Below are 23,661 nucleotides of genomic sequence, written 5' to 3' on the forward strand. Positions count from 1 at the left end.
CTTGGGTGTCGGCTGTAGCGAATTGCAAATGTGTATGACTTTTAGCGTTGGCTATTCCGTTCAGCTATTATTAATTTCAGTTCGTCTTTACTTGGCAAGACTGTTTTGTACTTACTCGCAAATATCTGTTCATTGTTTTCAGGCAACGTATATTCCACAACAGATTCGTTCTTGTTTTGGCAAAGAACAATTCCGATTGTTTTATTTTCCTCCTCCAATCGAATTTCTCGGTCATAATAATTCACATACATCTGCATTTGTCCAATGTCTTGATGTTTAAGTTCTCCTATTTTCAAGTCAATCAGCACGAAACATTTCAAAATTCGGTTATAGAATACTAAATCAATTCTAAAATGTTTGTCGTCAAATGAAATCCTTTTTTGTCTCGCAACAAATGTGAATCCGTTACCTAGCTCTAGCAGAAAATGTTCAAGTTTATCAATTATTTCTTGCTCTAATTGGCTTTCCGAATAATTGGAATGTTCTGGAAGTCCAATAAATTCCAAAATGTAAGGGTCTTTGATTGCATCTTTTGGTTTTTCTAGGATGAGTCCTTTTTCCGAAAGTTCTTTTACTTTGTCTTTATCTCTGCTTAAAACAAGTCTTGTGTATAAAGCTGAATCATATTGACGTTGTAATTCTCTTACGCTCCAATTATTCTTGAAAGATTCTATTTCATAAAATTTACGCTCGTTTTCGTCATCAATTCGCATCAATTTTAAATAATGCGACCAACTTAAAATAAATTCGTCTTGTGTCAATTCCCTAGACGTTGTTTCGGAAATTGTTTTTGTAGAAATCCGAGACAGCGTTTCGGATTTTCCATAAGCCACATAAAAACGCCTCATATTTTCAAGATTATCGACCGAAAACCCTTTCCCAAACTCTTTTGTTAGTACCCTAGATAATTCTTTTAAAATTTGTTTACCATAATCTGCTCTTTCTTTTCCACCTTGTTCTTCTTCCACTAACATTTTGCCAATTTCAAAGTACGTGAGTACCATTGTTTGGTTAACTGTGTGAACAACCTTGTTTCTTGCAGATTGTAATAAATCTACAATTTGAGAATAGAATCTTGTATTTGAAGGTTTGTTTGTCATTGTTCTATCAAATCGCCTAAAAAGTGTTTTGTACTTTCTTGAATTAATTTATACGCTAAAACAGACTTACCATTTATTCTGTTGTTGTTTTCAAAAGGATTGATGTCAGATAAAATAACGATTCTGTCAGTTGCAGTTGCTTTTCCTTTGGTTTCTCCCCAAATTCTTGTTGTTTTATCTACTCCTTGAATATAATCTGAAAAAATCCAAACATTTCTGAATAGGTCATTTTCTTTAACCATCATTGCAAATTCTCTAGCCAGAGGAATAAAGCTGTTTTTGGATTTTGCAACATCTCCAATTACAAATACTGCCACTCCGTTTGGTTTCAGCATTTTTTTGAATTCGGTAAGTGTTTTTTTTGAAAATTTAACCCATTGATTAATGTTCAAATCATCATCAAGCTTTTCAGAAATTTCAATAGGGTCAGAATCTAGAAACCAAGAACGAATCCAATTTTGTTTTGCATAGTTAACAATTCCCAAATAAGGTGGTGATGTTAAAAGTAAATCTACTTTGCCTTGATATTTTTTAAGTTCATTTGATTTTGTAATTTCTTTGGCATCACATTCTGCAACAATAGATTCAATTTTTGGTGATTTATGTTTTTTATAAACACGTTCAACCTTTTCTCGCATTATCTCAAACACATTTCTGTCTATTCTATTTAGCTCTTTTGTTTGTACAAATCGCCTTACATATTCTGGAGACATACTAAAAGTGTTGGGCATACTAATTGACAAATAACCAGATGTGCCATCTTTTCTTTCTCCTCCGTGCATAACTCCTAAAATAGTTCCAGTTAAAAATTGGTCAACCTTTTCTTTAGAGTTTAGAAGAATATCTTTTAGGTAGCACAATTGAGCTAAAGTCCGTTGATGAAAAATTAAAAGAATTTCGTCTGATTGAGCTTGAGCTTCTGGAAGAAAAAGTGCGTAATCATAATCTTCTTCTAATTCATTAATTCGTGCTATTATGTTCTTTTTATTTAAATAATGACTTTTTGCTTTGCTCAATGCTAAAGCTATTGGATTTAAGTCAGAACCAAAAGATTTTCTATTAAGCATTCTACTTTCCAAAATAGTTGTTCCTCGACCAGAAAAAGGGTCAAAAACTAAATCATCTTCATCAGTAAAATATTTAATGAAATAACTTGCAAGAGAAGGAGGGAAAGCACCTAAATATGAACAAAGCGAATGCAATGGGTCTGCATCACTTTTATCTGCCCAAGGAGTTATATGAACCTGCTCATTAATCATATTTCTACGGTTTCAGATTCAACACTCTCAATTATAATCATTTCAAAGAAGTCGGTAATCATACCACAAACAGTTTCACTTGCGTTTCTTAATTCTGATTCTTTAATCTTGGAATAGGATTCAGTAGGGATTTCCTCATCATCTTTTGTCAATACTTTATCAGGACTGTTTTTATCTAGAACAAAAGCATAGAATGAAATATGTTCGAGATATTTGTTTTTAATATTTTGAACAGCTTCGTCATTTTTCCTTTGAGCTCTTGAAACTAGTTTGTTCAGATTTTTGTTTTCTTCCGACACCCAAATAATAATTTCATCTTGGTCACTTTCAACACCAGCAACACTATTTTGATCCCAATTATTGTCTGTAAAATATAAATGGTCTTTACCTACATAGTCGATTCTAATATTTGGAGATTTATTTTTTCCGTCCTTGTCTGTATCTGAATTTTCAGGACTTTCGACAATTTGAATTTCAATTGATGATGTTAGAGATTTTTGTCCTGGAGGTCTTAATTCAAGAGATATTTCCCCATTTTCCCCAATTTCTGTATCTTCATTGGTTTTAAAATATGCAATACCATAACCGTTGTTAACTCTAGCAGTTCCTGTAAAAGAACCTAAAGATTGTGGTTCTATGAACGCTACAAATGTTTCTGCTTTTGCAAAATAGTTTGGATGTGCGTCTGTTTTGAATTTTATATAAAAAGATTTATTCTGATAAACTTCTTTAGGAGATTTTGTTGTAATCTCAAAAAATGTTGGTGGGTCTTCAAATGGAATTTCAGGTAATTTTGTGGTAGGAGAGCTTTCGCCTACAGATGTTGTAGTTACAGAAGTCCCACTACCCGAACTTTGTAAATAAGTATTGATTCTTTTTGCCAATCTTTTCTTTAAACTGTCTAGAACTTGAGTGTCGTCTTTAGTGAAATAACGTTGTTTTCTCTCTTTATCTAGTCTTTTCAGTTCATCATCAGCATCTAAAGTGTCAACAGTTAGTTTAGTCAGTTCATCAACTATTGAGGTTGCCTTTAAAGATTCTCTTGTGCTACTAAAAAGCTGACGTTTTGAATCGTTATCTAAATAATCTGCTTCAATATGAACAATCAAATATCTATCTAAATATGGAAGTTTAAGGTCTTTTTTAATTAGACCATTACCTAATGTTCCTTGCTTTTGACCATTAAATGTTATGATTATCGGCTGTGATATGCTCGCATAATGCTTTATTCTATCTCTTGGGTCTTGTCCGAGAGTGTTTAAAACCCACCAATAAATAGTTACTTTACCATTTTTAAAAGTTAGACTTGCTTCATTTCTATATTCTAAATTGTCTGTGTAAGTAAGTAAACGGTTATTTCCAGTAACTGTTCTATTTTCTTTTCTACCATTTCTTCGGTCAGAAATTGTAAATGGAATTATTGGGTCGAATAAATAGCTATGAGCTAAATACCAAAAGGAATTTGAAGGTGTTGTAATTTTACCTTTATATTTTCCCAAGTCCATCATAATATGACGAACAAGAGTTCCAGGTTCGAAAATATCATCTTCAACTTCGAGTGTAAATGGCTGTCCTGTAGATTTTTCAACCATATACTCATACCACTCGTGTTTGTCTTTATCAATATCTCCTTGATTAATACGAACTATTGAAAAAACTATTTTGCTCTTTTTTCGATTATCTTCTCTGAAAGATGGTTTTGAAATAATTATGGTTAAATTATTATAGGCAAGAGCAGTTGAACCACCTTGACCAAAAGCACCCATTAAATGTAATTTCCCAATTTTATTATCTTGGTTAATAGACAAAATTGTATCAGAAAATTGTTCTGGTTTCAAACCTATTCCTTTATCCCGAATTTCAACTGTTGGTTTTGTGTCTTTTCCAGAATCAAACAATGTAACTCGAACCTTATCTGAAAGTTGGTCTATTTTTTTATCTCTTGCAGATTTTATTTTAGAGAGTTTACCATCTTCTATACCAAACCAATCTTCAGATGCTCTACGAGGAGAACGAAAACCTATTGGTTTGCCTTGCAATTTCCATTCCTTTTCAAGTACTGCATCTATTGCATTTGTAATTCGTTCAGTAACACCACCTGCTGGGTCTGTTCCGATATTAATTATTCCTGTATTATTTCTTTTTCCACCAACATTTTCCCAACGGATTTTGGAAGTTCCTATTTTTTGAATAAGTTTTCTTATTTCGTCAGGCTTATGAGCGTTAATAAGGTCTTGAAATATTTCGTTCATACTAAAAGTTAAAAGATTCGGTATTGTTTTTTAAGTTCTTTTTATAAAGAGTTTCCATTGTTTTTAGTTCCTCTTTAATTGCTTTAACCATTTTATTTAAGTCTTCCTCATTATATTCGTAATTGTTTTCATTCGAACACTTTGAAAGACTACGGATTCCCTTTAGAATGTTTTCCACTCTTCTCGAAGCTACTCGTTTAAATCGGTCTTTTTTTAATTCAGAATTATCCATTATTTCTGATTTCATTTGTTATATAGTTGCAAGTATAGAATTATTTACTACATTTCAATAAATATAGTCTATAAACTTCCAGAAAGCGTTGGGAAATTTTAGCTCTTTTGGTTTTTAAGCGTTGGAATTGAGCGTTGGCAAAAACCGAAAGTGCTAAAATATGCGGTTGGTCAGTATGAAACACAACGGTCTTGTGTATGAAACGTAGCGTATAAAAAGACACTAACTTTTCGGATTAACACAGAGCCGAATTTTTATATTTTGTTTTTAATTTATCATTCTTAAATGCCAAATTTAAAAATTTGGCGGTCTTCGAAAATACACACAAACCTTTCGGAAAGCCTATAATAGCTATGTTTTATACACGTTGTTGTAAAACGTTTTTTATTCAGATTACTCCTGTTATTTGTAAATTCCCAGTTATTTTTCGGACAATCATTTCCACTTCTTCAAGTCTGTAATTTTTCGCAAACTCGACATTCAGTCCGTTAATCTTTTCTCCATTTCCGTTTATTACATATCCAAATGCAATATTCGTAAATTTACTTTCTACACCTAAAAATAAATATTTATTATAAGCCGAATTATTAGTTAAAGATTTCTTGTAAACTAAATTTTGCACCAGAATTTTCAACAAGCTCAAATCCGTTATCTTCAAAATGCTGAACAAATTCGGGAAACATTTTTTTCATTCCCCCGAATGATTCATTTCTTCTCGCTACTTTTTTGGAATCATTATTAAATTTCCAAAATACATAACCACCTATTATTAAAATTAAAAAAAACCAAACCATTATTTAATTCGCTTTACGATTCTGTTTAAAATCTGATTTCTGATAAATGTATTTAATCTTTCTTTGTCTTTTAGTTTTTCCGCAAAAGGTGGTGAAAGGAAATAATATGTTTTTATAAAAAATCTACCAAAATAATTTTTTGACAATGTGTTATCTCTGAAAAATTTTAAATGTAAAACTTCAGGTGCAAATTCATTTCCGTAGCAAGCTGTTGCAATATAACAACCGCTTTTTCCACTTGTCGCACTTTTTTGAGGTTTAGGATGTCCCATTATTTTTTCATATTCTGCTTCGTCTTCTTTTTGCATTACTGCATAACCTTCGTGAGAAACATAAACTCTTCGATTATTCATAAAAGACCAACTTGGAAAAGACTCGTCAATTCTTTGACCATTATAAGGACATTTTCCTCTGTTTACTAAACCTAAATTGTCTAAATATGTAAAAATGTCTAAAGACCTAACAATATGATTTTGAAGAAAATTAGTTAAAGTTTCAAAACTTTCTGGCTCAAATGGTTTGTTTTCAAATTTGTCTGCTATAACTCCTTTTGCACTTAATTCTTTGCAGATGTCATTTACATATTCTGTGGTAAATTCTGAATAATATTTCATTATTTTATTTTTATTCGGTCAGTTAAATTATATGATTTTTTTAATTCGTTGGTAGTAAGATTGACAATGAAACTTTTTTGTTTATAAAGAAATAAAATTGAAGTATTAGCAAATTTTTGGTCTGCATATGTTAGATAAGATTCTATTTTCAATGCTTTTTGTCCGTTTGCTAAAACAATATTCTCTGTCTTTTCTCCATTCGATTGAGCGTTTTCTTTCGCTGTTTTAAAAAATTGGTCTTTATATACTTGAAGAGAATTGCCAGTTAAACCTTTCATATCCTCAAAAAGATTTTGAACTGTTGCGGAATATTGGAATATATTTTCGTTATTGTCTTGAAAAACACAACTATAATTGTTTTGATTTCCTAAATTCCGAGTATATTCTAATTCACAAGGTGTGTTGATTGTCAGTCCTTCAATTTTGTTTTCGGTTTGAGAAAATGCCATAAAAGGTAAAAGCATTCCGAGTAAGATTATTTTCTTCATAGAGATTGGTTCAAATGTCTCGTCCTAAAATAGGGCTACAGTTAATTATTAAAATTTATGCTACATTTTTGTGCACGTAATTAGGTGTTTTATAATCTAAAGATAAATGTAATCTTTTATTATTATATAATTTGATTGCATTTTTTGTTGCTTTTTTGGCGTGATTGATATTTGTAAATGTTTGGTCGAGGAAGAATTCATCTTTTAAAATTCCGTTAACTCTTTCGGCCATTGCGTTTTCGTAGCAATGATTTTCTTGGGTCATACTGATTTGTATCTTTTTTCTTTTCAAAATTTGAGTATAAACATTGCTACAATATTGTATTCCTCTATCAGAATGATGTATGATTTCTTCGGTATTTTTAGTTTGATAAATAGCTTTATTTAAAGCTCTAACACAGCCTTTAAGTTCTAAACTATCACTAATATCATAGCCTACTATTTTTCTTGAATACATATCAGTAATAAGTGCTAAATAACAAAATCCATTTATAGTTCTTATATAGGTAATATCCGAAGCCCAAACTTGGTTAGGTCTATTAATGATCAGGTCTTTTATGATATTTTTATATTTATAAAAACGATGGTAAGAGTTGGTTGTTTTAGAAGAATATTTTTTCCTTCTAATTAACAAATTATTTTCTTTTAAGATTCTAAATAACTGGTCTCTACCTATATTTATATTCTGTTTCCTAAAATCATTATGTAAGGATTTCATTAGCTTTCTAGTACCTTCTCTGGGTAATGTTTTCCTGCTTTTTTTAACAAGCATTATTACATTTTGTTCTATTTGTTTTTTAAGAACAAACCTTTTTTGATATTTGTAATAAGCATCTCTTTTTAACTCGAAAGCATTACAAATAGTAGCGATGGCGTACCTTCTTTTTTTTCTATTAATCGGTGCTATTTTCATTAAGGCTTTATGTTTAAGTTTTTTTTTAATTCTTCAACATTTTTATAGCCAAGATTTTCAGCAGCTACTTCAAGATAACTATCATTCACAAGTTTATCTAGATCCTTTTTAATAAGAAGATCTTTGAGTTGTTTTAGCTCTTTTTGAAGGGCTTTAATACGGGATAATTCGTCGTCTGTTTGCACGGTTACACGGGTGTTCATTAAATCTTTACGGTCATATTTTTTAATCCATACGTTTATCGTACTAGATTGTATGCCGTAAGTTAAGGCAATTTGTCTTTTGGAATGGTTTCCTTTGGTAAGTTCTGCTAATACTTTGAGTTTAAAACTCTCACTATAACGTCTTACATATCCATCATTTTTATACATATACTTGTTGTTTTTTGTATACATATTTCAGGACGGGTCAAAATGTTTTACAACGATTTAGTATATGAAAAGTAGCGGACTTAAAAGCACTGACTTTTCAATTTATACCTAATGCTAAATTTACAAAACTAACTTTAAATGAAGCACTTAAACCGCTATTTTTTATATACCGTGTTGGGCGTATGTTACTTTTCATTCGTTTTTGTCAGTTAGTGTAATAGTCAGTTTATTTTTTTGTTGGTCAATCTCAATTTCTTTTCCGATTTCAAATCCAAGTTCTCTCAACCATTTTCCTTCAAGTCGAATTTCAGGAACAACAGCATATTTACTCCATTCGCGAGATTGGTATTTTTGATAAATTTTTAGCTTTCTAAATCGACTCATTAAAAACTTGTTCGTTATGACGAACACAATATATAAATAATTTATCTAAATTCGGTATAGTGAACACAAAAGAATTAAAATATTTTAAAAAATTAGGTGCTAAAATCAAGCAATTAAGAGAAGAAAAAGAGATTGACCAAAAGTCTTTTGCTTTTGATTGTGGAATTGGAAGAACTCAATTGTATATGATTGAAAACGGAAAAACGAATCCTCGTTTGTTTACTTTGATGAAAATTGCTGATGGATTAGAAATTTCGGTTTCTGTACTTCTAAAATAGCTCAATTTTACTGTATTACTTTAGATGTATGATTCCACTTTATTTGATAACCAACAGATTTTATCATTTTATTGCCAATTGCGCCCAACGGTCTTGTGTATGAGTAGTAGCGGATTTCTACTCACAAATCTTTCAGTTTGGCACTGACCTTTGTTTTATGTTTATACTTTTGTTTTATCACTTAAACCGCTATTACTTATACACCGTGTTAGCACAAGTATTTAGAAATATTTTCGTTTGACCTCATTCAGTTCACTTGAAGTTGGATTTAAACTACCTCTATATTTAAATAGCTTTCCTTTTCCATTACATATTTTACATTTAACTTTATAAGTAACTGTTTCTTTTTTTTCCATAACACCCTGTACAAGTTTTTAATGTACCTCCACTTAACCCACCATAACCATTGGAAGTAATTTTTGTATATCCTAAATTACCCACACCCCAGCAGGTTTGACAAGTCCTTGTTCCAGTTTTAGTTACTTTTCCACTTGAACAGTAATTAGTACATCTTACATAAGAGCAGTCCTCACTTATCTTTTTTAGTCTCTCTTTTTTTACTCTTTCTTTTTCTAACCTTGCTACTCTTTCTCTTTCTTTTATTTTTCTTTGTTCCGCCAATCTGATCGCTTCTTTGTTTTGTTCTTCGACAGATTTTTCTATCCTCACAAAATAGCTTAAAGTCTCATTTTTGATTTTTTTAGTAGCATTCTTTTGATGCTCATTAATGAATAGATTTAAAGCTATTTCAGCTTTTTTAAATTTTCCATCATTGTAAAAAGCCTTAATCTTTAAATTAAGAGTCCTAGCATTAGGAGCACCTAATTCTCGTTCTGCTTTTTCTACATATTCAATAGCTTGAGTATAATTATTTTGATTGAATTGTTTTTCTGCTTCAACAAAATAAAGCTTTGCTTTTGTGTTCTCATCTAATTGCGAATAAGAATTAAAACTAATTAGAGATAATAATAGTATTAAAAATGCTCTCATTTTTTTAAAATTTAGTGATTAATAAAGTTCCTGTAAAGCCTGTAAGTAAATTCCATTCTTTAGAAGATATTAGTTTTCCTGTGTCGTCATAAACATCAAACTTTGCGGTATTTGGTCCAGCAGTTCCTTGATTTAATGCTTTAAAGTCTATACGATTCATACCCCATTTTAATTGGATTTTAAATGTTTTTGGGGAATTAGTTAAATATATATTAGATTCTACAATTGATTTATTGTTAAGTAAAGCCACTCTGTCTCCATCTTCACTTCCGTGGTCTTTACATACAATTCTTATGTATTTGGTATTGCTATTTATTTCACCGATAAATTGATTACTTTCTTTAGGCTTTGTTTTTTGTTTAAAATAGTCTTCTTCTTTTTGATTTCCCTTACCAGACCAAAAGTTTTCATCATTATTTTGTTTAGCTTTTTTGTTTGATTGTCCACCACTCCAAAAATCGTCTTTTCTATTAATGTTTGATGTTGCTTTTTTAGATTCTTTCTTACCGGACCAAAAATCATCCTCTTTATTATTTTGTTTTGATTTCTGAACTTGATTTTTAATTGACAATCTATTTATAACACTTTCAGCAGTTTCAAGACACTTTAAATATTTCGTTTCATATGTTCCGTATTTTTTTCTTTCATTTTTATTAAATTTAAAAGTTACCTTATTTATTTCTGCTGTTGCGTATGGTTTATCGAAAATATTACTCTCAAAAGTATAACTACCACCAGGTTTTATATATGCTCTACCACCTGAAGATTGATTTTTCCATTTCAGGTTTAAGCCTACTTCAAATTTGGATTTGTTAGTTATTACAATTTTATTCCACCTATCTCTTTTATTGTTACTTAATGTGTTGGCATCTTTTAAAAAGGCTTCATATTTGAGAAAGAAAAAATTTGTACCGCCTTTTACACCACCAAGTGATTTCCATTGTTTTGGTAAATCGTATTCACTTTTTCCATTTACCAATTTTCGACCAGGTTCATACATTATTTCAATTGTATAACTACAACTTTGAGAATATACCAACTGATGAATATTAAAAACTATAACTAATATTAATAAACTGTGTTTCATCATATGTCTCGTCCTAAAATAGGGCTACAGTTAATTATTAAAATTTATGCTACATTTTTGTGCACGTAATTAGGTGTTTTATAATCTAAAGATAAATGTAATCTTTTATTATTATATAATTTGATTGCATTTTTTGTTGCTTTTTTGGCGTGATTGATATTTGTAAATGTTTGGTCGAGGAAGAATTCATCTTTTAAAATTCCGTTAACTCTTTCGGCCATTGCGTTTTCGTAGCAATGATTTTCTTGGGTCATACTGATTTGTATCTTTTTTCTTTTCAAAATTTGAGTATAAACATTGCTACAATATTGTATTCCTCTATCAGAATGATGTATGATTTCTTCGGTATTTTTAGTTTGATAAATAGCTTTATTTAAAGCTCTAACACAGCCTTTAAGTTCTAAACTATCACTAATATCATAGCCTACTATTTTTCTTGAATACATATCAGTAATAAGTGCTAAATAACAAAATCCATTTATAGTTCTTATATAGGTAATATCCGAAGCCCAAACTTGGTTAGGTCTATTAATGATCAGGTCTTTTATGATATTTTTATATTTATAAAAACGATGGTAAGAGTTGGTTGTTTTAGAAGAATATTTTTTCCTTCTAATTAACAAATTATTTTCTTTTAAGATTCTAAATAACTGGTCTCTACCTATATTTATATTCTGTTTCCTAAAATCATTATGTAAGGATTTCATTAGCTTTCTAGTACCTTCTCTGGGTAATGTTTTCCTGCTTTTTTTAACAAGCATTATTACATTTTGTTCTATTTGTTTTTTAAGAACAAACCTTTTTTGATATTTGTAATAAGCATCTCTTTTTAACTCGAAAGCATTACAAATAGTAGCGATGGCGTACCTTCTTTTTTTTCTATTAATCGGTGCTATTTTCATTAAGGCTTTATGTTTAAGTTTTTTTTTTAATTCTTCAACATTTTTATAGCCAAGATTTTCAGCAGCTACTTCAAGATAACTATCATTCACAAGTTTATCTAGATCCTTTTTAATAAGAAGATCTTTGAGTTGTTTTAGCTCTTTTTGAAGGGCTTTAATACGGGATAATTCGTCGTCTGTTTGCACGGTTACACGGGTGTTCATTAAATCTTTACGGTCATATTTTTTAATCCATACGTTTATCGTACTAGATTGTATGCCGTAAGTTAAGGCAATTTGTCTTTTGGAATGGTTTCCTTTGGTAAGTTCTGCTAATACTTTGAGTTTAAAACTCTCACTATAACGTCTTACATATCCATCATTTTTATACATATACTTGTTGTTTTTTGTATACATATTTCAGGACGGGTCACAATTGCGCCCAACGATTTAGTATATGAAAAGTAGCGGACTTAAAAGCACTGACTTTTCAATTTATACCTAATGCTAAATTTACAAAACTAACTTTAAATGAAGCACTTAAACCGCTATTTTTTATATACCGTGTTGGGCGTATGTTACTTTTCATTCGTTTTTGTCAGTTAGTGTAATAGTCAGTTTATTTTTTTGTTGGTCAATCTCAATTTCTTTTCCGATTTCAAATCCAAGTTCTCTCAACCATTTTCCTTCAAGTCGAATTTCAGGAACAACAGCATATTTACTCCATTCGCGAGATTGGTATTTTTGATAAATTTTTAGCTTTCTAAATCGACTCATTAAAAACTTGTTCGTTATGACGAACACAATATATAAATAATTTATCGAAATTCGGTATAGTGAACACAAAAGAATTAAAATATTTTAAAAAATTAGGTGCTAAAATCAAGCAATTAAGAGAAGAAAAAGAGATTGACCAAAAGTCTTTTGCTTTTGATTGTGGAATTGGAAGAACTCAATTGTATATGATTGAAAACGGAAAAACGAATCCTCGTTTGTTTACTTTGATGAAAATTGCTGATGGATTAGAAATTTCGGTTTCTGTACTTCTAAAATAGCTCAATTTTACTGTATTACTTTAGATGTATGATTCCACTTTATTTGATAACCAACAGATTTTATCATTTTATTGCCAATTACGCCCAACGGTCGTGTATATGTGCCGTATCCCGCAGGGTATGGCATCATATATGATGTTAGTGGCTGGGTGTCTTATGTCTCTCATTTAAAAATAGTTGTCATATTTTGGTTTTAAGTTCCCTGTACTTCCAGACTTATATAACAATGAGAATATAACAAACAGAGAAAAGAAAATAACACCCATTTCCAAATTTGAATTATTAGTATTTGGAATAACACTTATGTTGCTAGTCCGGGATACCGATATTTTCAAAACGTTGTCTAAAAAACTACTAATCCCAATATAGGACAAAAAAATCGCTACTATAAAAACATCTGCCATACTCCATTTACTCGTTTTTCTAATGAAGAAGTCAGTAAACTGATTAGTCGTTTTACTTGCTATTTCATAGATTATTGATGTTATTTTAGTAAATGGGAATATAACGCTGAAAGCTAAAATCAATAAACCTGTAAAGAATTAGTTAAAAGAACCGTCTTGAAAAAGTATTTTTATTACCTGTATAATACTCTTTGAACGAAAGTATAAAACTTGGTTTTTAAACTCAATTTTCTCTCCGATTAGTATAAATTCAAAAGTATCCAGTCGTACATCAAGAGAAATCATTGGTATTAAGACTCCAACAAAAAAACAAGAACACAATGCAATTAATGGATAAACAGTTTTTTCGAGACTTCCGATATTCGGGATAAATTGACTACAAAAAATGCTTATTGTTAGAAAAATTAGGAACAATGAAAATAATTTTAGTTTTTTATTCAATCCTTCTTTTTCCGTTTCTAGATATTGTAAACAGGTAACTGTTTCTGAATGTGCGAAATTGTATTTATCTAAAATAGTGTTTCTCACGCTGTAATTCGTAAGGGATGGGTTTTTATCAAAAAGAACGTGAAGCCCACTTGATAACTGCTCCTTTATCCGATTTTGAGTTTCGGGAGTTTCAACGATTGATATTATTTCATCAGCCCATTCAGGCACTTGCCCTTTGAAATTATTCTTGTTAAATGATACACTATAAACAAAAGTCTTGATAAGTTGCTCAATAAGATTACCCTTGTCTTGTTCTGTTTCCAAAAATCTATCTACTTCGTCTATCAAGATATAGATTCCAGTTTCGATATATTTCTTAAGGTGCTCTTTGTTTTCAGGGTTGAGTTCATATTCGTTTATCCTGTCAAAAAATACATCTGTTATCTTTTGCTTCCATTCATTAACATCAAAGAGACCATACTTAATGCTTTTTAGCTCGGAAATTTCAAGATTTATCTGTTGTTTTTCAAAAGATAGAGACACAACTTTATAAATGAGAAAAGTGCTGATTAAAGCTGTCAATATGATTAAAGACATCTTCATTTTTTTTCTTTCAACTCATCAAAATACTTGACATTTTTAACTGGTCTTGGGTCAATGCCGAACTTATTTGTACTGATTGTACCTTTCGACAATAGGAGAAAAAGGTTGTATAAGGGAATCAAAATCAGCCAACCAGTCTTATTTGTGTCGTGTATTCTTTTTATACTTTGTATCAGAAGAAATATAATTGCTATTAAAGGTAAAACTATGAAATTAGCAATGGCAAAAATTCTATACTGTAAATAAAAGTCATTGGGAGGAAGGTCGTTTTGTAATGCGAATAGATATTCTACTTCGCTCCAGTATACATCTGATTTTTCAGCAATAGAAGAAACATAACTTTCATAGGTAGGAAATGAATAGCTGAAGAATACATAATTCGAAAAGAATATGAGTAGAAATATCAATAAACTCCTAAGCAGAAATGCTCTAAGCGTGATTCTACCTTTTATTGATAGAAAGCCCACTTCTTCATTTGTAGATTTGGGCAGTTTATATTGATAGATGTTTCCTTTTTTACTCATTTGTCAATTTGATAGTATCTATCTTAAAATTATATAAGTTCTTAATAGTATTATACTTTTCCTTAAGTACATCAACATTGTCAACACAGGTATTAATTGTTATTAGCTCAGTTTTAAGTTTGTCATATCTCATTGAAACTTCAACTTCCTTGGAATGTTGAAGAACCGTGATAGAGTTGTTAAAATTATTGTAATAATTTGCTTGTCGTTCAAACTCAAAAGTAAAGATTGAATCTGGTTCTATAGTTGTATATTCTGTTTGATATTCTTTATAAGAGTTCTCCTTGTTATAAGAACTGAAATATCCGTACTTATAACTAACTGAAAATTCATTTGAATACTTTGTGCTATTATTTTTTATTGATACAAAGTGTGTTACTCTCTTGGTTGTATCATTAAACACTAATTCATCACGAACTATGGAGTAATCAACTAAAGTATCCACATAAACATTCTTATATTCAGTAAACCATTCTACTTTTTCAATTTGTTCATCTTTGCAATTGTTTTCGCACGAGTTAAAAGCAAGAAATGCAAACAAAACAACGGGTAAGATAAAAATATCTTTAGGAAATCTTTTTATCATTCTGTACAAGGCATTATAATTTTCATTCCAGCTTCTTTCAGGTAAGGATCTCCGTCAGATGGTCTCACAAATGCATCTTTGTTGCACTCGATTATTTCATCTTTAGTATACTTATTGTCGAACTTATTAAGCAATGTGTTTATCCCCATTCCACTAGTAACTTCCACTGTTTTCTGTTTAATAGTTGGGCTTTGAGGTTTCTTGAAATACGAATGGTCAATATTCAGTTTTTCACAATCGCGTACTATAGCATTATAGTGATTCACCCCTTTGTTCTTTTCAAATTGGTCGATATTAACAAGTATAGCACTAAGGAGAGAGCGATTGTCAAGATTGTCCAGAATATTATCAATATTAATAGTGTTTTCCTGCTGCGAGGGTTTGTTTTGATTTCCATTATCCACGCCTGAATCTTGACTTGTAACGATACTTGGAGGTTGAGTATTCTTTTTGTCATCCAAGTAGAAGTCCTTAAAAAAAAAGCCCCAAGTGATAGCAATAAAACTGCCGATGTAATCGCAAGTGCTTTGATTTTTTTGCCGCTAGATTTCCTAAAAGCGATTAACTTACTCTCTAAATCAACGTATTTGCTTTTTTCTCTTAGAATATCACTTTTTAGTTTGTCGGTAACATTATCCGTACTAGTTTTAGTTGTATGTGTAGGTTTTGTCCTAACTGGTTCTTTATACTCAATTAACTGCGAATTTGATATAGTGTAGAATTTATTGCCAAATTTGTGCAAAAATCGATTATTTAATTTGGTATTGAAAATATTCTTTTCATTTGACACATATACATTTGAATAACTTTTACGACATTCAGAAATCTGATTTATTTTAGATTCATAATCTTCAAGAAATAGAGGTAATGTTCCGTGTTCATTAGAGTAATCGGCTGTAAATTCAAAATCACTAAATATTTTGTCATCTAAACTAAATGAACTAACCATATCCGATATTTTCGTAGAGTTGAACATTTTCCCACTTAATGCCTGTTTTTTAAAATGACTTAAGAGTCCATTTAATATCTTAAAATTATTATCATTAACAGCTATTTCTTTATTTGACTTAATAGCTACACCAATCACAATGCCGTCACGTCCTGCATTATATGCTTTGGCGAAGCTGTATAGTTCTAAATATGAGTAACCATTTTTTGTAAACGTGTGAAATACATCTTGATGCTTTGATTCCAGTTTCAGACTTGGCTCAAAATGGTCTACTTTGCTTTTTACACCTTGAGGCTTAAATCCGAAGGATTCAAAACCATCTGGCTTTCCGAAGAAAATAATACTAGTATCTTCCATAATAATTTATCCAAATAGTCTTTTAAAAAATGCAAATAAACCACCACCTTCAGATTTACCTGTGGCAAGTTTATATAAATTGTTCCAGAAATTATGTGGGTATTGGAAGTCTAGCCTTTGTATATATACCACTGGGTTATTGTCATCATCAAATGTGTCGACTAACTTTCCTACAGAAAATTCTCCATATACTATTTTTGCGTTTCTACTTTTTATAGCATTGTCTAGTGATGGCCTAAATTGCTTAATGTAATTTTCAACTACCACATTTTCGTTAACTGGAATTTTATCCCATTGAGATACTATAACGATAAATTTAGATACGCTATAAAGATTTGGCATATTAACCTTTATATAGTTTATAAAATTCTGATGCAAAGTGTCTTCGTCTTTATCTCCTTTTACAGGCTTATAAGGAGTTATGAGACAAAATACAGGCTTACCTAATTCACAGGCTTTTAGTATTCCTTCAATTTTAGGATTAAATTTACCTTTATTGTCAGTCTTGATTTCCTCCAAATCTTCACCAGCTAAATCAACAAAAGCCAATTTAAGCACCGGAAGTCCCTTTTTGTTCGGTTCCATATCCATTCCTATTAAATCTAGGGTTCCTTTTTCAGTAGAAGGATATGCTTCCTTGTCGTCAAAGTACTTAACCATAGTATCTCTAGACACGTTACCTTTGTCGTAAGGATACTCGTTTAAATCAAGTGCTGACCATTTTTTTTTCAGTATATCTTTGGCTATAATACAAAAGTGACGACAAGAACAAAGACTTTCCTGCTTTTGGAAAACCAATGGGAACAACAATATGACGACCTTCTTGATTAAGGTTGTCAAAAATTTCCATTATGTTTTTTTGACTTAAATCCGCTAGTGGAATCCTTGAAGATTTTTCTGGTTCTGGATTATTCGATTGGCTCTCTTGATTTTCTGTTGATATATAATCGCTCATTACTTTCTATTTATTTGGTTTACTTATTGAAATTTTTATTTTTCCCGAATAGGCTATTAAAGAAATTTTCATCATCGTCTTCATCTTCTTTCCTTCTTATTAAAACGTAGATGGCTAAGGGAACAATTAAGTCTAAAAATATAACAAGTAGAATGTTCTTCCACGTTCCTACTTTTTGCTCTTTAGTTCCATTTTTTATGTGTTGAACTATTGAAGGTAAAGTATGGCCCACACTTCCGAGTTCGGTTATTGTGGCTTCAAGTTTTGGGAAATCAGCACTACCCGTATTTATATCATTAATTGGTTTTGTAGTACTATTAACTTCAGACACAATTTTTGCAATTTTTGCAATATTCTTGGGATTGTTTTCTATGTTCTTTTTATCGTTACTTATGTCTATTTTAGTTGTGTCTCGCTGAATGAACTCTAGTTCTGGAATATATTTTATCTCTAGTGATTTCAAATCCTCTTTTGCTTTGAAAAGTCTTTCAGCAACATCTAAATTTATCTCACTGTTGACTAAGTTTTTTGCTATAAAACTCTCGATTGAACTTGTAATGTAACCTTGCAGAATACGAGCCTGTTCAGTTGGTTCATTTACACCCGCCAATGAGGGATTGATTGCATTGATTTTATAATTTGCTAAAATGTCATTGAATTTACTAAGTACGGCTCTTGCATTGGCTTTAAATCCATTTTGGTCTCTCACTTCGCTAATAAGTTGCTTCTCCAAGTCTTTCAAGTCAATATAGTCATCTACCACATCTGACTCGACACCGATAATTGCTTGGGCTCTTGTAGAATATGATATAAGTGTATCTTTTAAAATACCAGCTTCTTCCTTAACCAAATCTTCTTTAAAATCATACGGGTAGAAATAATTCAGATTAAATACAATTAATGCGAAAGCACAAATGAGATAGAAGAATAGTGCAACTTTTCTGCCGCTAACCGCAAAGTAGTATGATATTAATATAAGAATCAATATAATTGCAGCTATCACAAGGCTTCCATTTTCAGAGCCAAAAAAGTGTTGATTTTTTAACCCCAAATGGGCGTGCCAAAAACCTACTATAAACGTGCCTAAACTCAAAAGGTAGGCACTAATTTTCACTATTGGCGGTATTTTCGTCTTACTCATATCTATATATTTTGTTCAAAGTTAATATTTCTGTCATTTTTTTCGGTCTTTACCTTGCCACTAACGGTCTAGTATAAGAATAGTAGCGTATTAAAATGCACTAACTTTTCGGTTAAGTACAGACCTTTTTTATAATTGCTTGCTTTCGTTTTAGCGATTAAACAGCTATTATTTTTATACATTGTTACCACACGTACTTATTCAATTTCTTTCATTTTAATTGATGATGAATATGGCAAAGTTTTAATATAATGTTCCATAAATTTAAAATCTGGTTCATTATCTTTTGATGGCAACTTAATACTTATCTCTTTCATTCTTGTTTGACTGCATTTTCTACCATAATTATATCTATATCTTTCTAAATTCATAATAGTAACTAAAAACACAGCAACATATTCATTCATTTCAAATTTGGGTATTAATTTTTCAACGTGGTCACTTGCAGAAAAATCTAATTCTTGATATGAACAATACCCTAAAACAGCACTATCTACTGTTAAAACATTTCCTTTTTCTGTGCTAAAATCATAAAACCCTTCAACTCCGTTATTTGTTGCTTGTGTAGTAACATAAGAAAAAACACCTGTTCCATATTCTTCTAATTCCAATAATGGTGTCGTTTTGCTTCCAGTTATAGTAAATAATTTTTCGAGTTCAAAGTATTCCCAATCCTGTGTATTAAATTGAATATTTTTGTCGTGAAATGGCTTATGTGAAACTTCATTTGATAATTTATTACCAAGCAAAAAAGTTGCATAAAATAATAATGTTTCAGAGAAATATTCACTATTTAATTCTGTATATTTTGTTTCCATATATGCTTCCGCCACCCATTCCATTTCTGCATTAATTGGCTTACTAATACTTACCCCTGCTTCTCTCTTTTTATTCACATAATTTGATAACCATTTTTCTTTTAATTTTTCCCACCTACCATAAGCATCAATTCTTCCTTTGGTTTTTCTTTTTACATAGCCATCGTCTTTATAATAACCAAAATATGTTTCTTTATGTTTTGGATGTTGTCTGTGTGCAGTAAAAACCATAATACAGGAAACAACACCTACTTTTGAATTAAAAAACAATTCATCAGGCATTGACAAAACTGCTTCGAGTGTATGTTTTTCTAATAGTTTCTTTTTAAATTCATAAACTTTTCCTTTTGTTGCTAAGGCACTTTGCATTGGTACAATTGCAATGCAAGTTCCGCCATCAACCAAACATTCTAAATTATTCAAAATAAATTCAAATTCGTCTGTGTCTATTTTTTTATTTGCTTTATAGGGAGGGTTCAAAAAACCAACAGTTGGTTTTTTTGCTTTTACTTCCTTAATAATGTTTGGTTCAAAACAACTACCGTTTATTATATTAGTCTTACCGTCTTGATGAATGTACATATTGGAAACAGCAAGTGCAAAAATGTGTGATTGGTATTCTGTTCCTATTAATTGTTTTGATTTTATTTTCTTGATTTTTTCTTGGTCATCTTTTGCATCTTTAATCATTTTACTCATTGCACTTATAAGAAAGCCACCTGTACCTGTACAGTTATCATAAGCGATAGTATTTTTATTTACTCCTGCTAAATCAGAAAAAAATTCGGTTATATGTGGTGGGGTTAGTACAATGCCAAGTCCTTTATCACTATTAGCATATCGTAGAAATTCTATGTATAATTGACCAAGAACATCAAAATATCTATGTGTTTTCATAAATGAATTAATATTATCATCAATCTCATCTATAATTTCTTTTAATACATTTTCTTTCTTTGACAAAGAGGTATCAGTCTTTATAAAACTAAATTGAACGTCAAGATTATTTAATTTTTTTCCTGTGATATTCGCACTTTCTAACTCATTTGAAACAGTTTGAGTTAGGAAATTTGAGAGATTTTCCGCATTATCATATACTCCATAAGATTTTCTAAACGCCTTATTTTCAAGAGCTATTAGAATTGAACTAATTAATAAACTTCTTTGGCTTCCAAGTATTTTATGAGTATGTAATTTAGAATTTAACTCTTTCGTAAATTCTAAAAGTGCATTATAATCTTGTCTAAATTTCTCTTCACTATTTTCATAACCTTTTAAATAATCTTCGGCACTTAAAAATTTATCGTCAAATTTTGATGTAGCCTTTTTCTCTGATTTTAAATGAAGAAAATGAGATATTTTTAATGATTGTTTTGTTTCACCACTAACCGCAAGAGCAATAACATCAAAACTTTTTGACAAGTATGAAGCGTAAAGCAAAGCACCATCAACTGCATATTCTGAATATTTAACTTTATTCTTGCTTTCGTGTTTAGTAACTTCCGCTTTACATTCTACAACTATTAATAAATCGGAATTTTCCTTGAAAGAAATAATAAATTCAGGGTAGCCTTGTCCTGTACCTTTTTTTGATGCGGTTTTTAATAATTTGTCAATTTTTGCATTATCAGATTTTTGCTCTTCAATAATTATTTTATCAGCAAACTTTTCAAAATGCTTGCGAACTAATTGCTCTGTCTTTCTTTCGTTTGCCATAATTATAAATCTAAATCTCCTTGTTTAAAAATTGCTGTATCGTTTCTTGTATGTCTCGTCCTAAAATAGGGCTACAGTTAATTATTAAAATTTATGCTACATTTTTGTGCACGTAATTAGGTGTTTTATAATCTAAAGATAAATGTAATCTTTTATTATTATATAATTTGATTGCATTTTTTGTTGCTTTTTTGGCGTGATTGATATTTGTAAATGTTTGGTCGAGGAAGAATTCATCTTTTAAAATTCCGTTAACTCTTTCGGCCATTGCGTTTTCGTAGCAATGATTTTCTTGGGTCATACTGATTTGTATCTTTTTTCTTTTCAAAATTTGAGTATAAACATTGCTACAATATTGTATTCCTCTATCAGAATGATGTATGATTTCTTCGGTATTTTTAGTTTGATAAATAGCTTTATTTAAAGCTCTAACACAGCCTTTAAGTTCTAAACTATCACTAATATCATAGCCTACTATTTTTCTTGAATACATATCAGTAATAAGTGCTAAATAACAAAATCCATTTATAGTTCTTATATAGGTAATATCCGAAGCCCAAACTTGGTTAGGTCTATTAATGATCAGGTCTTTTATGATATTTTTATATTTATAAAAACGATGGTAAGAGTTGGTTGTTTTAGAAGAATATTTTTTCCTTCTAATTAACAAATTATTTTCTTTTAAGATTCTAAATAACTGGTCTCTACCTATATTTATATTCTGTTTCCTAAAATCATTATGTAAGGATTTCATTAGCTTTCTAGTACCTTCTCTGGGTAATGTTTTCCTGCTTTTTTTAACAAGCATTATTACATTTTGTTCTATTTGTTTTTTAAGAACAAACCTTTTTTGATATTTGTAATAAGCATCTCTTTTTAACTCGAAAGCATTACAAATAGTAGCGATGGCGTACCTTCTTTTTTTTCTATTAATCGGTGCTATTTTCATTAAGGCTTTATGTTTAAGTTTTTTTTTAATTCTTCAACATTTTTATAGCCAAGATTTTCAGCAGCTACTTCAAGATAACTATCATTCACAAGTTTATCTAGATCCTTTTTAATAAGAAGATCTTTGAGTTGTTTTAGCTCTTTTTGAAGGGCTTTAATACGGGATAATTCGTCGTCTGTTTGCACGGTTACACGGGTGTTCATTAAATCTTTACGGTCATATTTTTTAATCCATACGTTTATCGTACTAGATTGTATGCCGTAAGTTAAGGCAATTTGTCTTTTGGAATGGTTTCCTTTGGTAAGTTCTGCTAATACTTTGAGTTTAAAACTCTCACTATAACGTCTTACATATCCATCATTTTTATACATATACTTGTTGTTTTTTGTATACATATTTCAGGACGGGTCAGTATTATGCCCAACGTTAATGTATATGGTTTGTTGCGTGTATAAATGTACTAAATTTTCGACAAAGCAATAACTTTATAAAAAATCACTTAACTTTGATTAAGCGATTTATAGCAATAAACTATATACCGTGTTGGTAGCCGTTTTATTTAATGTTTTCTGTCTTTATATTTAAAAAATAATCTTGAGGTAATTTATTCATAACTATCCAAAAAATCAAAGTAATTGGTAAAATCAAATAACTTAAAGTTTTAATTATAGATCTTTTAATGAGTTTTTTTTCACTAGCGTTAACTTTAATTCTAAATAAAAATTTTCCCAATGTTATTCCTTTGTTTAATAAATCAGAAAGAATAAAATATATAAGATAGAACAATATTATCGGCGTAACTTTTACTTTCCAGATATTATTAAACATTTCAAAATCATAAGTATTGTATTCTAAATTAAAAAGAGAGTTTAGTAGAGAGAAAATGAAAACAACAATAAGATTGTCTACAAAAAAAGCTAAAATTCGTTTCGTCATTATATTCATTGTAATTGTTTTTAAATAATTCTAATTTTAGACTATCTCAATTAATTGAGATAGTCTAAAATAGGAATAAATTATGATTTAATAAGTTTTGTATTTACATAGAATTTATTATCCTTCTTTATAACTTTATAAGAACCAGATTTAATAGAAAAATCATTTTCAAATATTTTTTCTTTACTAGATTCTTTAATTTTCAATTCCGTTATTTCATCTCCATATTTTGACATTAAATCCGAAATATCAATAAACCCGTCAAGTAAGCTAGCCTGTTGATTACTACTACTTTCAGTCCAACAACCTGGGTTTTGGCACATTACTCCTCTACAACCACAACAGACAGTAACCTCTGTTGATATTTCGACAACAACTAGAACAAGTGTTACAGTAAACGTTCTACAACTTTTCACTAAATCACTTTCATTATTCTCATATGCAATCGATGTATCACAAAAACAATTTTCAACAAAACCATTCTGTTCATAATTTCCTTCAGAGTTTTCAAATTCTGTATTAGCAAATGTAAATGAGCTAACTAACATTAATGTAAAAATAAAAAATACTTTTTTCATCGTTTAGATATTTTAAGT

Annotated in this window: 29 protein-coding genes; 2 read left to right on the plus strand and 27 right to left on the minus strand. The window is 30.1% G+C overall.

What is annotated here, in order from left to right:
- Positions 1–41 precede the first annotated feature (41 nt).
- The 10 genes from GKR88_07920 to GKR88_07965 form a co-directional block, all read right to left on the minus strand.
- Complete coding sequence (locus GKR88_07920; GenBank protein QMU64223.1) at positions 42–1,100, minus strand: DUF1016 family protein; 1,059 nt, start codon at positions 1,098–1,100, stop codon at positions 42–44.
- Positions 1,097–2,359 carry a restriction endonuclease gene (locus GKR88_07925; GenBank protein ID QMU64224.1) on the minus strand — a complete coding sequence of 421 codons (1,263 nt, stop codon included), beginning with the start codon at positions 2,357–2,359 and terminating at the stop codon, positions 1,097–1,099. The genes GKR88_07920 and GKR88_07925 overlap by 4 nt, the downstream gene beginning before the upstream one ends.
- The gene (locus tag GKR88_07930; GenBank protein QMU64225.1) at positions 2,356–4,611 is read right to left on the minus strand and encodes a hypothetical protein; all 2,256 of its coding nucleotides are present in this window, start codon (positions 4,609–4,611) and stop codon (positions 2,356–2,358) included. The genes GKR88_07925 and GKR88_07930 overlap by 4 nt, the downstream gene beginning before the upstream one ends.
- A gap of 1 nt (position 4,612) precedes the next feature.
- The gene (locus GKR88_07935) at positions 4,613–4,843 is read right to left on the minus strand and encodes a hypothetical protein (protein QMU66668.1); all 231 of its coding nucleotides are present in this window, start codon (positions 4,841–4,843) and stop codon (positions 4,613–4,615) included.
- Positions 4,844–5,231: 388 nt separating this feature from the next.
- The gene (locus GKR88_07940; GenBank protein QMU64226.1) at positions 5,232–5,465 is read right to left on the minus strand and encodes a hypothetical protein; all 234 of its coding nucleotides are present in this window, start codon (positions 5,463–5,465) and stop codon (positions 5,232–5,234) included.
- Positions 5,466–5,636: 171 nt separating this feature from the next.
- Positions 5,637–6,251, minus strand: a complete 615-nt coding sequence (locus tag GKR88_07945) for a hypothetical protein (protein ID QMU64227.1) — start codon at positions 6,249–6,251, stop codon at positions 5,637–5,639.
- Positions 6,251–6,739, minus strand: a complete 489-nt coding sequence (locus GKR88_07950) for a hypothetical protein (GenBank protein ID QMU64228.1) — start codon at positions 6,737–6,739, stop codon at positions 6,251–6,253. Before GKR88_07950 ends, GKR88_07945 begins: the two co-directional genes overlap by 1 nt.
- A gap of 55 nt (positions 6,740–6,794) precedes the next feature.
- The gene (locus tag GKR88_07955) at positions 6,795–7,652 is read right to left on the minus strand and encodes an IS3 family transposase (GenBank protein ID QMU64229.1); all 858 of its coding nucleotides are present in this window, start codon (positions 7,650–7,652) and stop codon (positions 6,795–6,797) included.
- Positions 7,652–8,023, minus strand: coding sequence for a transposase (locus GKR88_07960; protein ID QMU64230.1), 372 nt, complete (start codon positions 8,021–8,023; stop codon positions 7,652–7,654). The genes GKR88_07955 and GKR88_07960 overlap by 1 nt, the downstream gene beginning before the upstream one ends.
- 192 nt (positions 8,024–8,215) lie before the next feature.
- Positions 8,216–8,407: a type I addiction module toxin, SymE family gene (locus GKR88_07965; GenBank protein QMU64231.1), complete on the minus strand. Its 192-nt coding sequence runs from the start codon at positions 8,405–8,407 to the stop codon at positions 8,216–8,218.
- 59 nt (positions 8,408–8,466) lie between these two features.
- On the opposite strand from GKR88_07965, the gene GKR88_07970 reads away from it, so the two are divergent.
- On the plus strand, positions 8,467–8,685 hold the full coding sequence (locus tag GKR88_07970) for a helix-turn-helix domain-containing protein (protein ID QMU64232.1): 219 nt from the start codon (positions 8,467–8,469) through the stop codon (positions 8,683–8,685).
- 327 nt (positions 8,686–9,012) lie between these two features.
- On the opposite strand, the gene GKR88_07975 is transcribed toward GKR88_07970, so the two are convergent.
- From GKR88_07975 to GKR88_07990, 4 genes are all read right to left on the minus strand, one after another.
- Positions 9,013–9,675, minus strand: coding sequence for a hypothetical protein (locus tag GKR88_07975; GenBank protein QMU64233.1), 663 nt, complete (start codon positions 9,673–9,675; stop codon positions 9,013–9,015).
- Positions 9,676–9,679: 4 nt separating this feature from the next.
- Positions 9,680–10,765, minus strand: a complete 1,086-nt coding sequence (locus tag GKR88_07980) for a hypothetical protein (GenBank protein QMU64234.1) — start codon at positions 10,763–10,765, stop codon at positions 9,680–9,682.
- A 41-nt stretch (positions 10,766–10,806) separates the two neighbouring features.
- The gene (locus GKR88_07985) at positions 10,807–12,060 is read right to left on the minus strand and encodes an IS3 family transposase (GenBank protein QMU64235.1); all 1,254 of its coding nucleotides are present in this window, start codon (positions 12,058–12,060) and stop codon (positions 10,807–10,809) included.
- Positions 12,061–12,228: 168 nt separating this feature from the next.
- Complete coding sequence (locus GKR88_07990) at positions 12,229–12,420, minus strand: type I addiction module toxin, SymE family (GenBank protein ID QMU64236.1); 192 nt, start codon at positions 12,418–12,420, stop codon at positions 12,229–12,231.
- Between the two features lie 59 nt (positions 12,421–12,479).
- Here GKR88_07990 and GKR88_07995 point away from each other — a divergent pair, with 59 nt between their 5' ends.
- Complete coding sequence (locus GKR88_07995) at positions 12,480–12,698, plus strand: helix-turn-helix domain-containing protein (GenBank protein ID QMU64237.1); 219 nt, start codon at positions 12,480–12,482, stop codon at positions 12,696–12,698.
- A gap of 167 nt (positions 12,699–12,865) precedes the next feature.
- Here the strand turns inward: GKR88_07995 and GKR88_08000 are convergent, their stop codons facing one another.
- The 13 genes from GKR88_08000 to GKR88_08060 all read right to left on the minus strand — a co-directional run bounded on the left by GKR88_08000 (position 12,866) and on the right by GKR88_08060 (position 23,643).
- Positions 12,866–13,225, minus strand: a complete 360-nt coding sequence (locus tag GKR88_08000) for a hypothetical protein (protein QMU64238.1) — start codon at positions 13,223–13,225, stop codon at positions 12,866–12,868.
- 15 nt (positions 13,226–13,240) lie between these two features.
- Positions 13,241–14,128: a hypothetical protein gene (locus GKR88_08005; protein ID QMU64239.1), complete on the minus strand. Its 888-nt coding sequence runs from the start codon at positions 14,126–14,128 to the stop codon at positions 13,241–13,243.
- A 2-nt stretch (positions 14,129–14,130) separates the two neighbouring features.
- Complete coding sequence (locus tag GKR88_08010) at positions 14,131–14,658, minus strand: DUF805 domain-containing protein (GenBank protein QMU64240.1); 528 nt, start codon at positions 14,656–14,658, stop codon at positions 14,131–14,133.
- Positions 14,651–15,244 (minus strand): hypothetical protein, encoded by a 594-nt coding sequence (locus GKR88_08015; GenBank protein ID QMU64241.1) that lies wholly within the window; start codon positions 15,242–15,244, stop codon positions 14,651–14,653. The genes GKR88_08010 and GKR88_08015 overlap by 8 nt, the downstream gene beginning before the upstream one ends.
- Positions 15,241–15,510, minus strand: a complete 270-nt coding sequence (locus GKR88_08020) for a hypothetical protein (GenBank protein ID QMU64242.1) — start codon at positions 15,508–15,510, stop codon at positions 15,241–15,243. Before GKR88_08020 ends, GKR88_08015 begins: the two co-directional genes overlap by 4 nt.
- On the minus strand, positions 15,507–16,550 hold the full coding sequence (locus tag GKR88_08025) for a hypothetical protein (protein ID QMU64243.1): 1,044 nt from the start codon (positions 16,548–16,550) through the stop codon (positions 15,507–15,509). The genes GKR88_08020 and GKR88_08025 overlap by 4 nt, the downstream gene beginning before the upstream one ends.
- 6 nt (positions 16,551–16,556) lie before the next feature.
- On the minus strand, positions 16,557–17,390 hold the full coding sequence (locus tag GKR88_08030) for a hypothetical protein (protein QMU64244.1): 834 nt from the start codon (positions 17,388–17,390) through the stop codon (positions 16,557–16,559).
- A gap of 134 nt (positions 17,391–17,524) precedes the next feature.
- Positions 17,525–18,646, minus strand: coding sequence for a hypothetical protein (locus tag GKR88_08035; GenBank protein QMU64245.1), 1,122 nt, complete (start codon positions 18,644–18,646; stop codon positions 17,525–17,527).
- A 197-nt stretch (positions 18,647–18,843) separates the two neighbouring features.
- On the minus strand, positions 18,844–21,180 hold the full coding sequence (locus GKR88_08040) for an N-6 DNA methylase (protein QMU64246.1): 2,337 nt from the start codon (positions 21,178–21,180) through the stop codon (positions 18,844–18,846).
- A 91-nt stretch (positions 21,181–21,271) separates the two neighbouring features.
- A complete protein-coding gene (locus GKR88_08045; GenBank protein QMU64247.1) occupies positions 21,272–22,129 on the minus strand; it encodes an IS3 family transposase in 858 nt (285 codons plus the stop codon).
- Positions 22,129–22,500, minus strand: coding sequence for a transposase (locus GKR88_08050; protein ID QMU64248.1), 372 nt, complete (start codon positions 22,498–22,500; stop codon positions 22,129–22,131). The genes GKR88_08045 and GKR88_08050 overlap by 1 nt, the downstream gene beginning before the upstream one ends.
- 184 nt (positions 22,501–22,684) lie before the next feature.
- On the minus strand, positions 22,685–23,074 hold the full coding sequence (locus GKR88_08055; protein QMU64249.1) for a hypothetical protein: 390 nt from the start codon (positions 23,072–23,074) through the stop codon (positions 22,685–22,687).
- A gap of 71 nt (positions 23,075–23,145) precedes the next feature.
- Positions 23,146–23,643: a hypothetical protein gene (locus GKR88_08060; GenBank protein QMU64250.1), complete on the minus strand. Its 498-nt coding sequence runs from the start codon at positions 23,641–23,643 to the stop codon at positions 23,146–23,148.
- Between the last annotated feature and the right edge of the window lie 18 nt (positions 23,644–23,661).

This window comes from Flavobacteriaceae bacterium (assembly GCA_014075215.1).
Classification (GTDB): Bacteria; Bacteroidota; Bacteroidia; order Flavobacteriales; family Flavobacteriaceae; genus Polaribacter.

Coding starts and splice junctions, on each gene's coding strand:
- GKR88_07920 (QMU64223.1), bottom strand. CDS start 1,100: ATGACAAACAAACCTTCAAATACAAGATTCTATTCTCAAATTGTAGAT.
- GKR88_07925 (QMU64224.1), bottom strand. CDS start 2,359: ATGATTAATGAGCAGGTTCATATAACTCCTTGGGCAGATAAAAGTGAT.
- GKR88_07930 (QMU64225.1), bottom strand. CDS start 4,611: ATGAACGAAATATTTCAAGACCTTATTAACGCTCATAAGCCTGACGAA.
- GKR88_07935 (QMU66668.1), bottom strand. CDS start 4,843: ATGGATAATTCTGAATTAAAAAAAGACCGATTTAAACGAGTAGCTTCG.
- GKR88_07945 (QMU64227.1), bottom strand. CDS start 6,251: ATGAAATATTATTCAGAATTTACCACAGAATATGTAAATGACATCTGC.
- GKR88_07950 (QMU64228.1), bottom strand. CDS start 6,739: ATGAAGAAAATAATCTTACTCGGAATGCTTTTACCTTTTATGGCATTT.
- GKR88_07955 (QMU64229.1), bottom strand. CDS start 7,652: ATGAAAATAGCACCGATTAATAGAAAAAAAAGAAGGTACGCCATCGCT.
- GKR88_07960 (QMU64230.1), bottom strand. CDS start 8,023: ATGTATAAAAATGATGGATATGTAAGACGTTATAGTGAGAGTTTTAAA.
- GKR88_07965 (QMU64231.1), bottom strand. CDS start 8,407: ATGAGTCGATTTAGAAAGCTAAAAATTTATCAAAAATACCAATCTCGC.
- GKR88_07975 (QMU64233.1), bottom strand. CDS start 9,675: ATGAGAGCATTTTTAATACTATTATTATCTCTAATTAGTTTTAATTCT.
- GKR88_07980 (QMU64234.1), bottom strand. CDS start 10,765: ATGATGAAACACAGTTTATTAATATTAGTTATAGTTTTTAATATTCAT.
- GKR88_07985 (QMU64235.1), bottom strand. CDS start 12,060: ATGTATACAAAAAACAACAAGTATATGTATAAAAATGATGGATATGTA.
- GKR88_07990 (QMU64236.1), bottom strand. CDS start 12,420: ATGAGTCGATTTAGAAAGCTAAAAATTTATCAAAAATACCAATCTCGC.
- GKR88_08005 (QMU64239.1), bottom strand. CDS start 14,128: ATGTCTTTAATCATATTGACAGCTTTAATCAGCACTTTTCTCATTTAT.
- GKR88_08010 (QMU64240.1), bottom strand. CDS start 14,658: ATGAGTAAAAAAGGAAACATCTATCAATATAAACTGCCCAAATCTACA.
- GKR88_08015 (QMU64241.1), bottom strand. CDS start 15,244: ATGATAAAAAGATTTCCTAAAGATATTTTTATCTTACCCGTTGTTTTG.
- GKR88_08025 (QMU64243.1), bottom strand. CDS start 16,550: ATGGAAGATACTAGTATTATTTTCTTCGGAAAGCCAGATGGTTTTGAA.
- GKR88_08035 (QMU64245.1), bottom strand. CDS start 18,646: ATGAGTAAGACGAAAATACCGCCAATAGTGAAAATTAGTGCCTACCTT.
- GKR88_08040 (QMU64246.1), bottom strand. CDS start 21,180: ATGGCAAACGAAAGAAAGACAGAGCAATTAGTTCGCAAGCATTTTGAA.
- GKR88_08045 (QMU64247.1), bottom strand. CDS start 22,129: ATGAAAATAGCACCGATTAATAGAAAAAAAAGAAGGTACGCCATCGCT.
- GKR88_08050 (QMU64248.1), bottom strand. CDS start 22,500: ATGTATAAAAATGATGGATATGTAAGACGTTATAGTGAGAGTTTTAAA.
- GKR88_08055 (QMU64249.1), bottom strand. CDS start 23,074: ATGAATATAATGACGAAACGAATTTTAGCTTTTTTTGTAGACAATCTT.
- GKR88_08060 (QMU64250.1), bottom strand. CDS start 23,643: ATGAAAAAAGTATTTTTTATTTTTACATTAATGTTAGTTAGCTCATTT.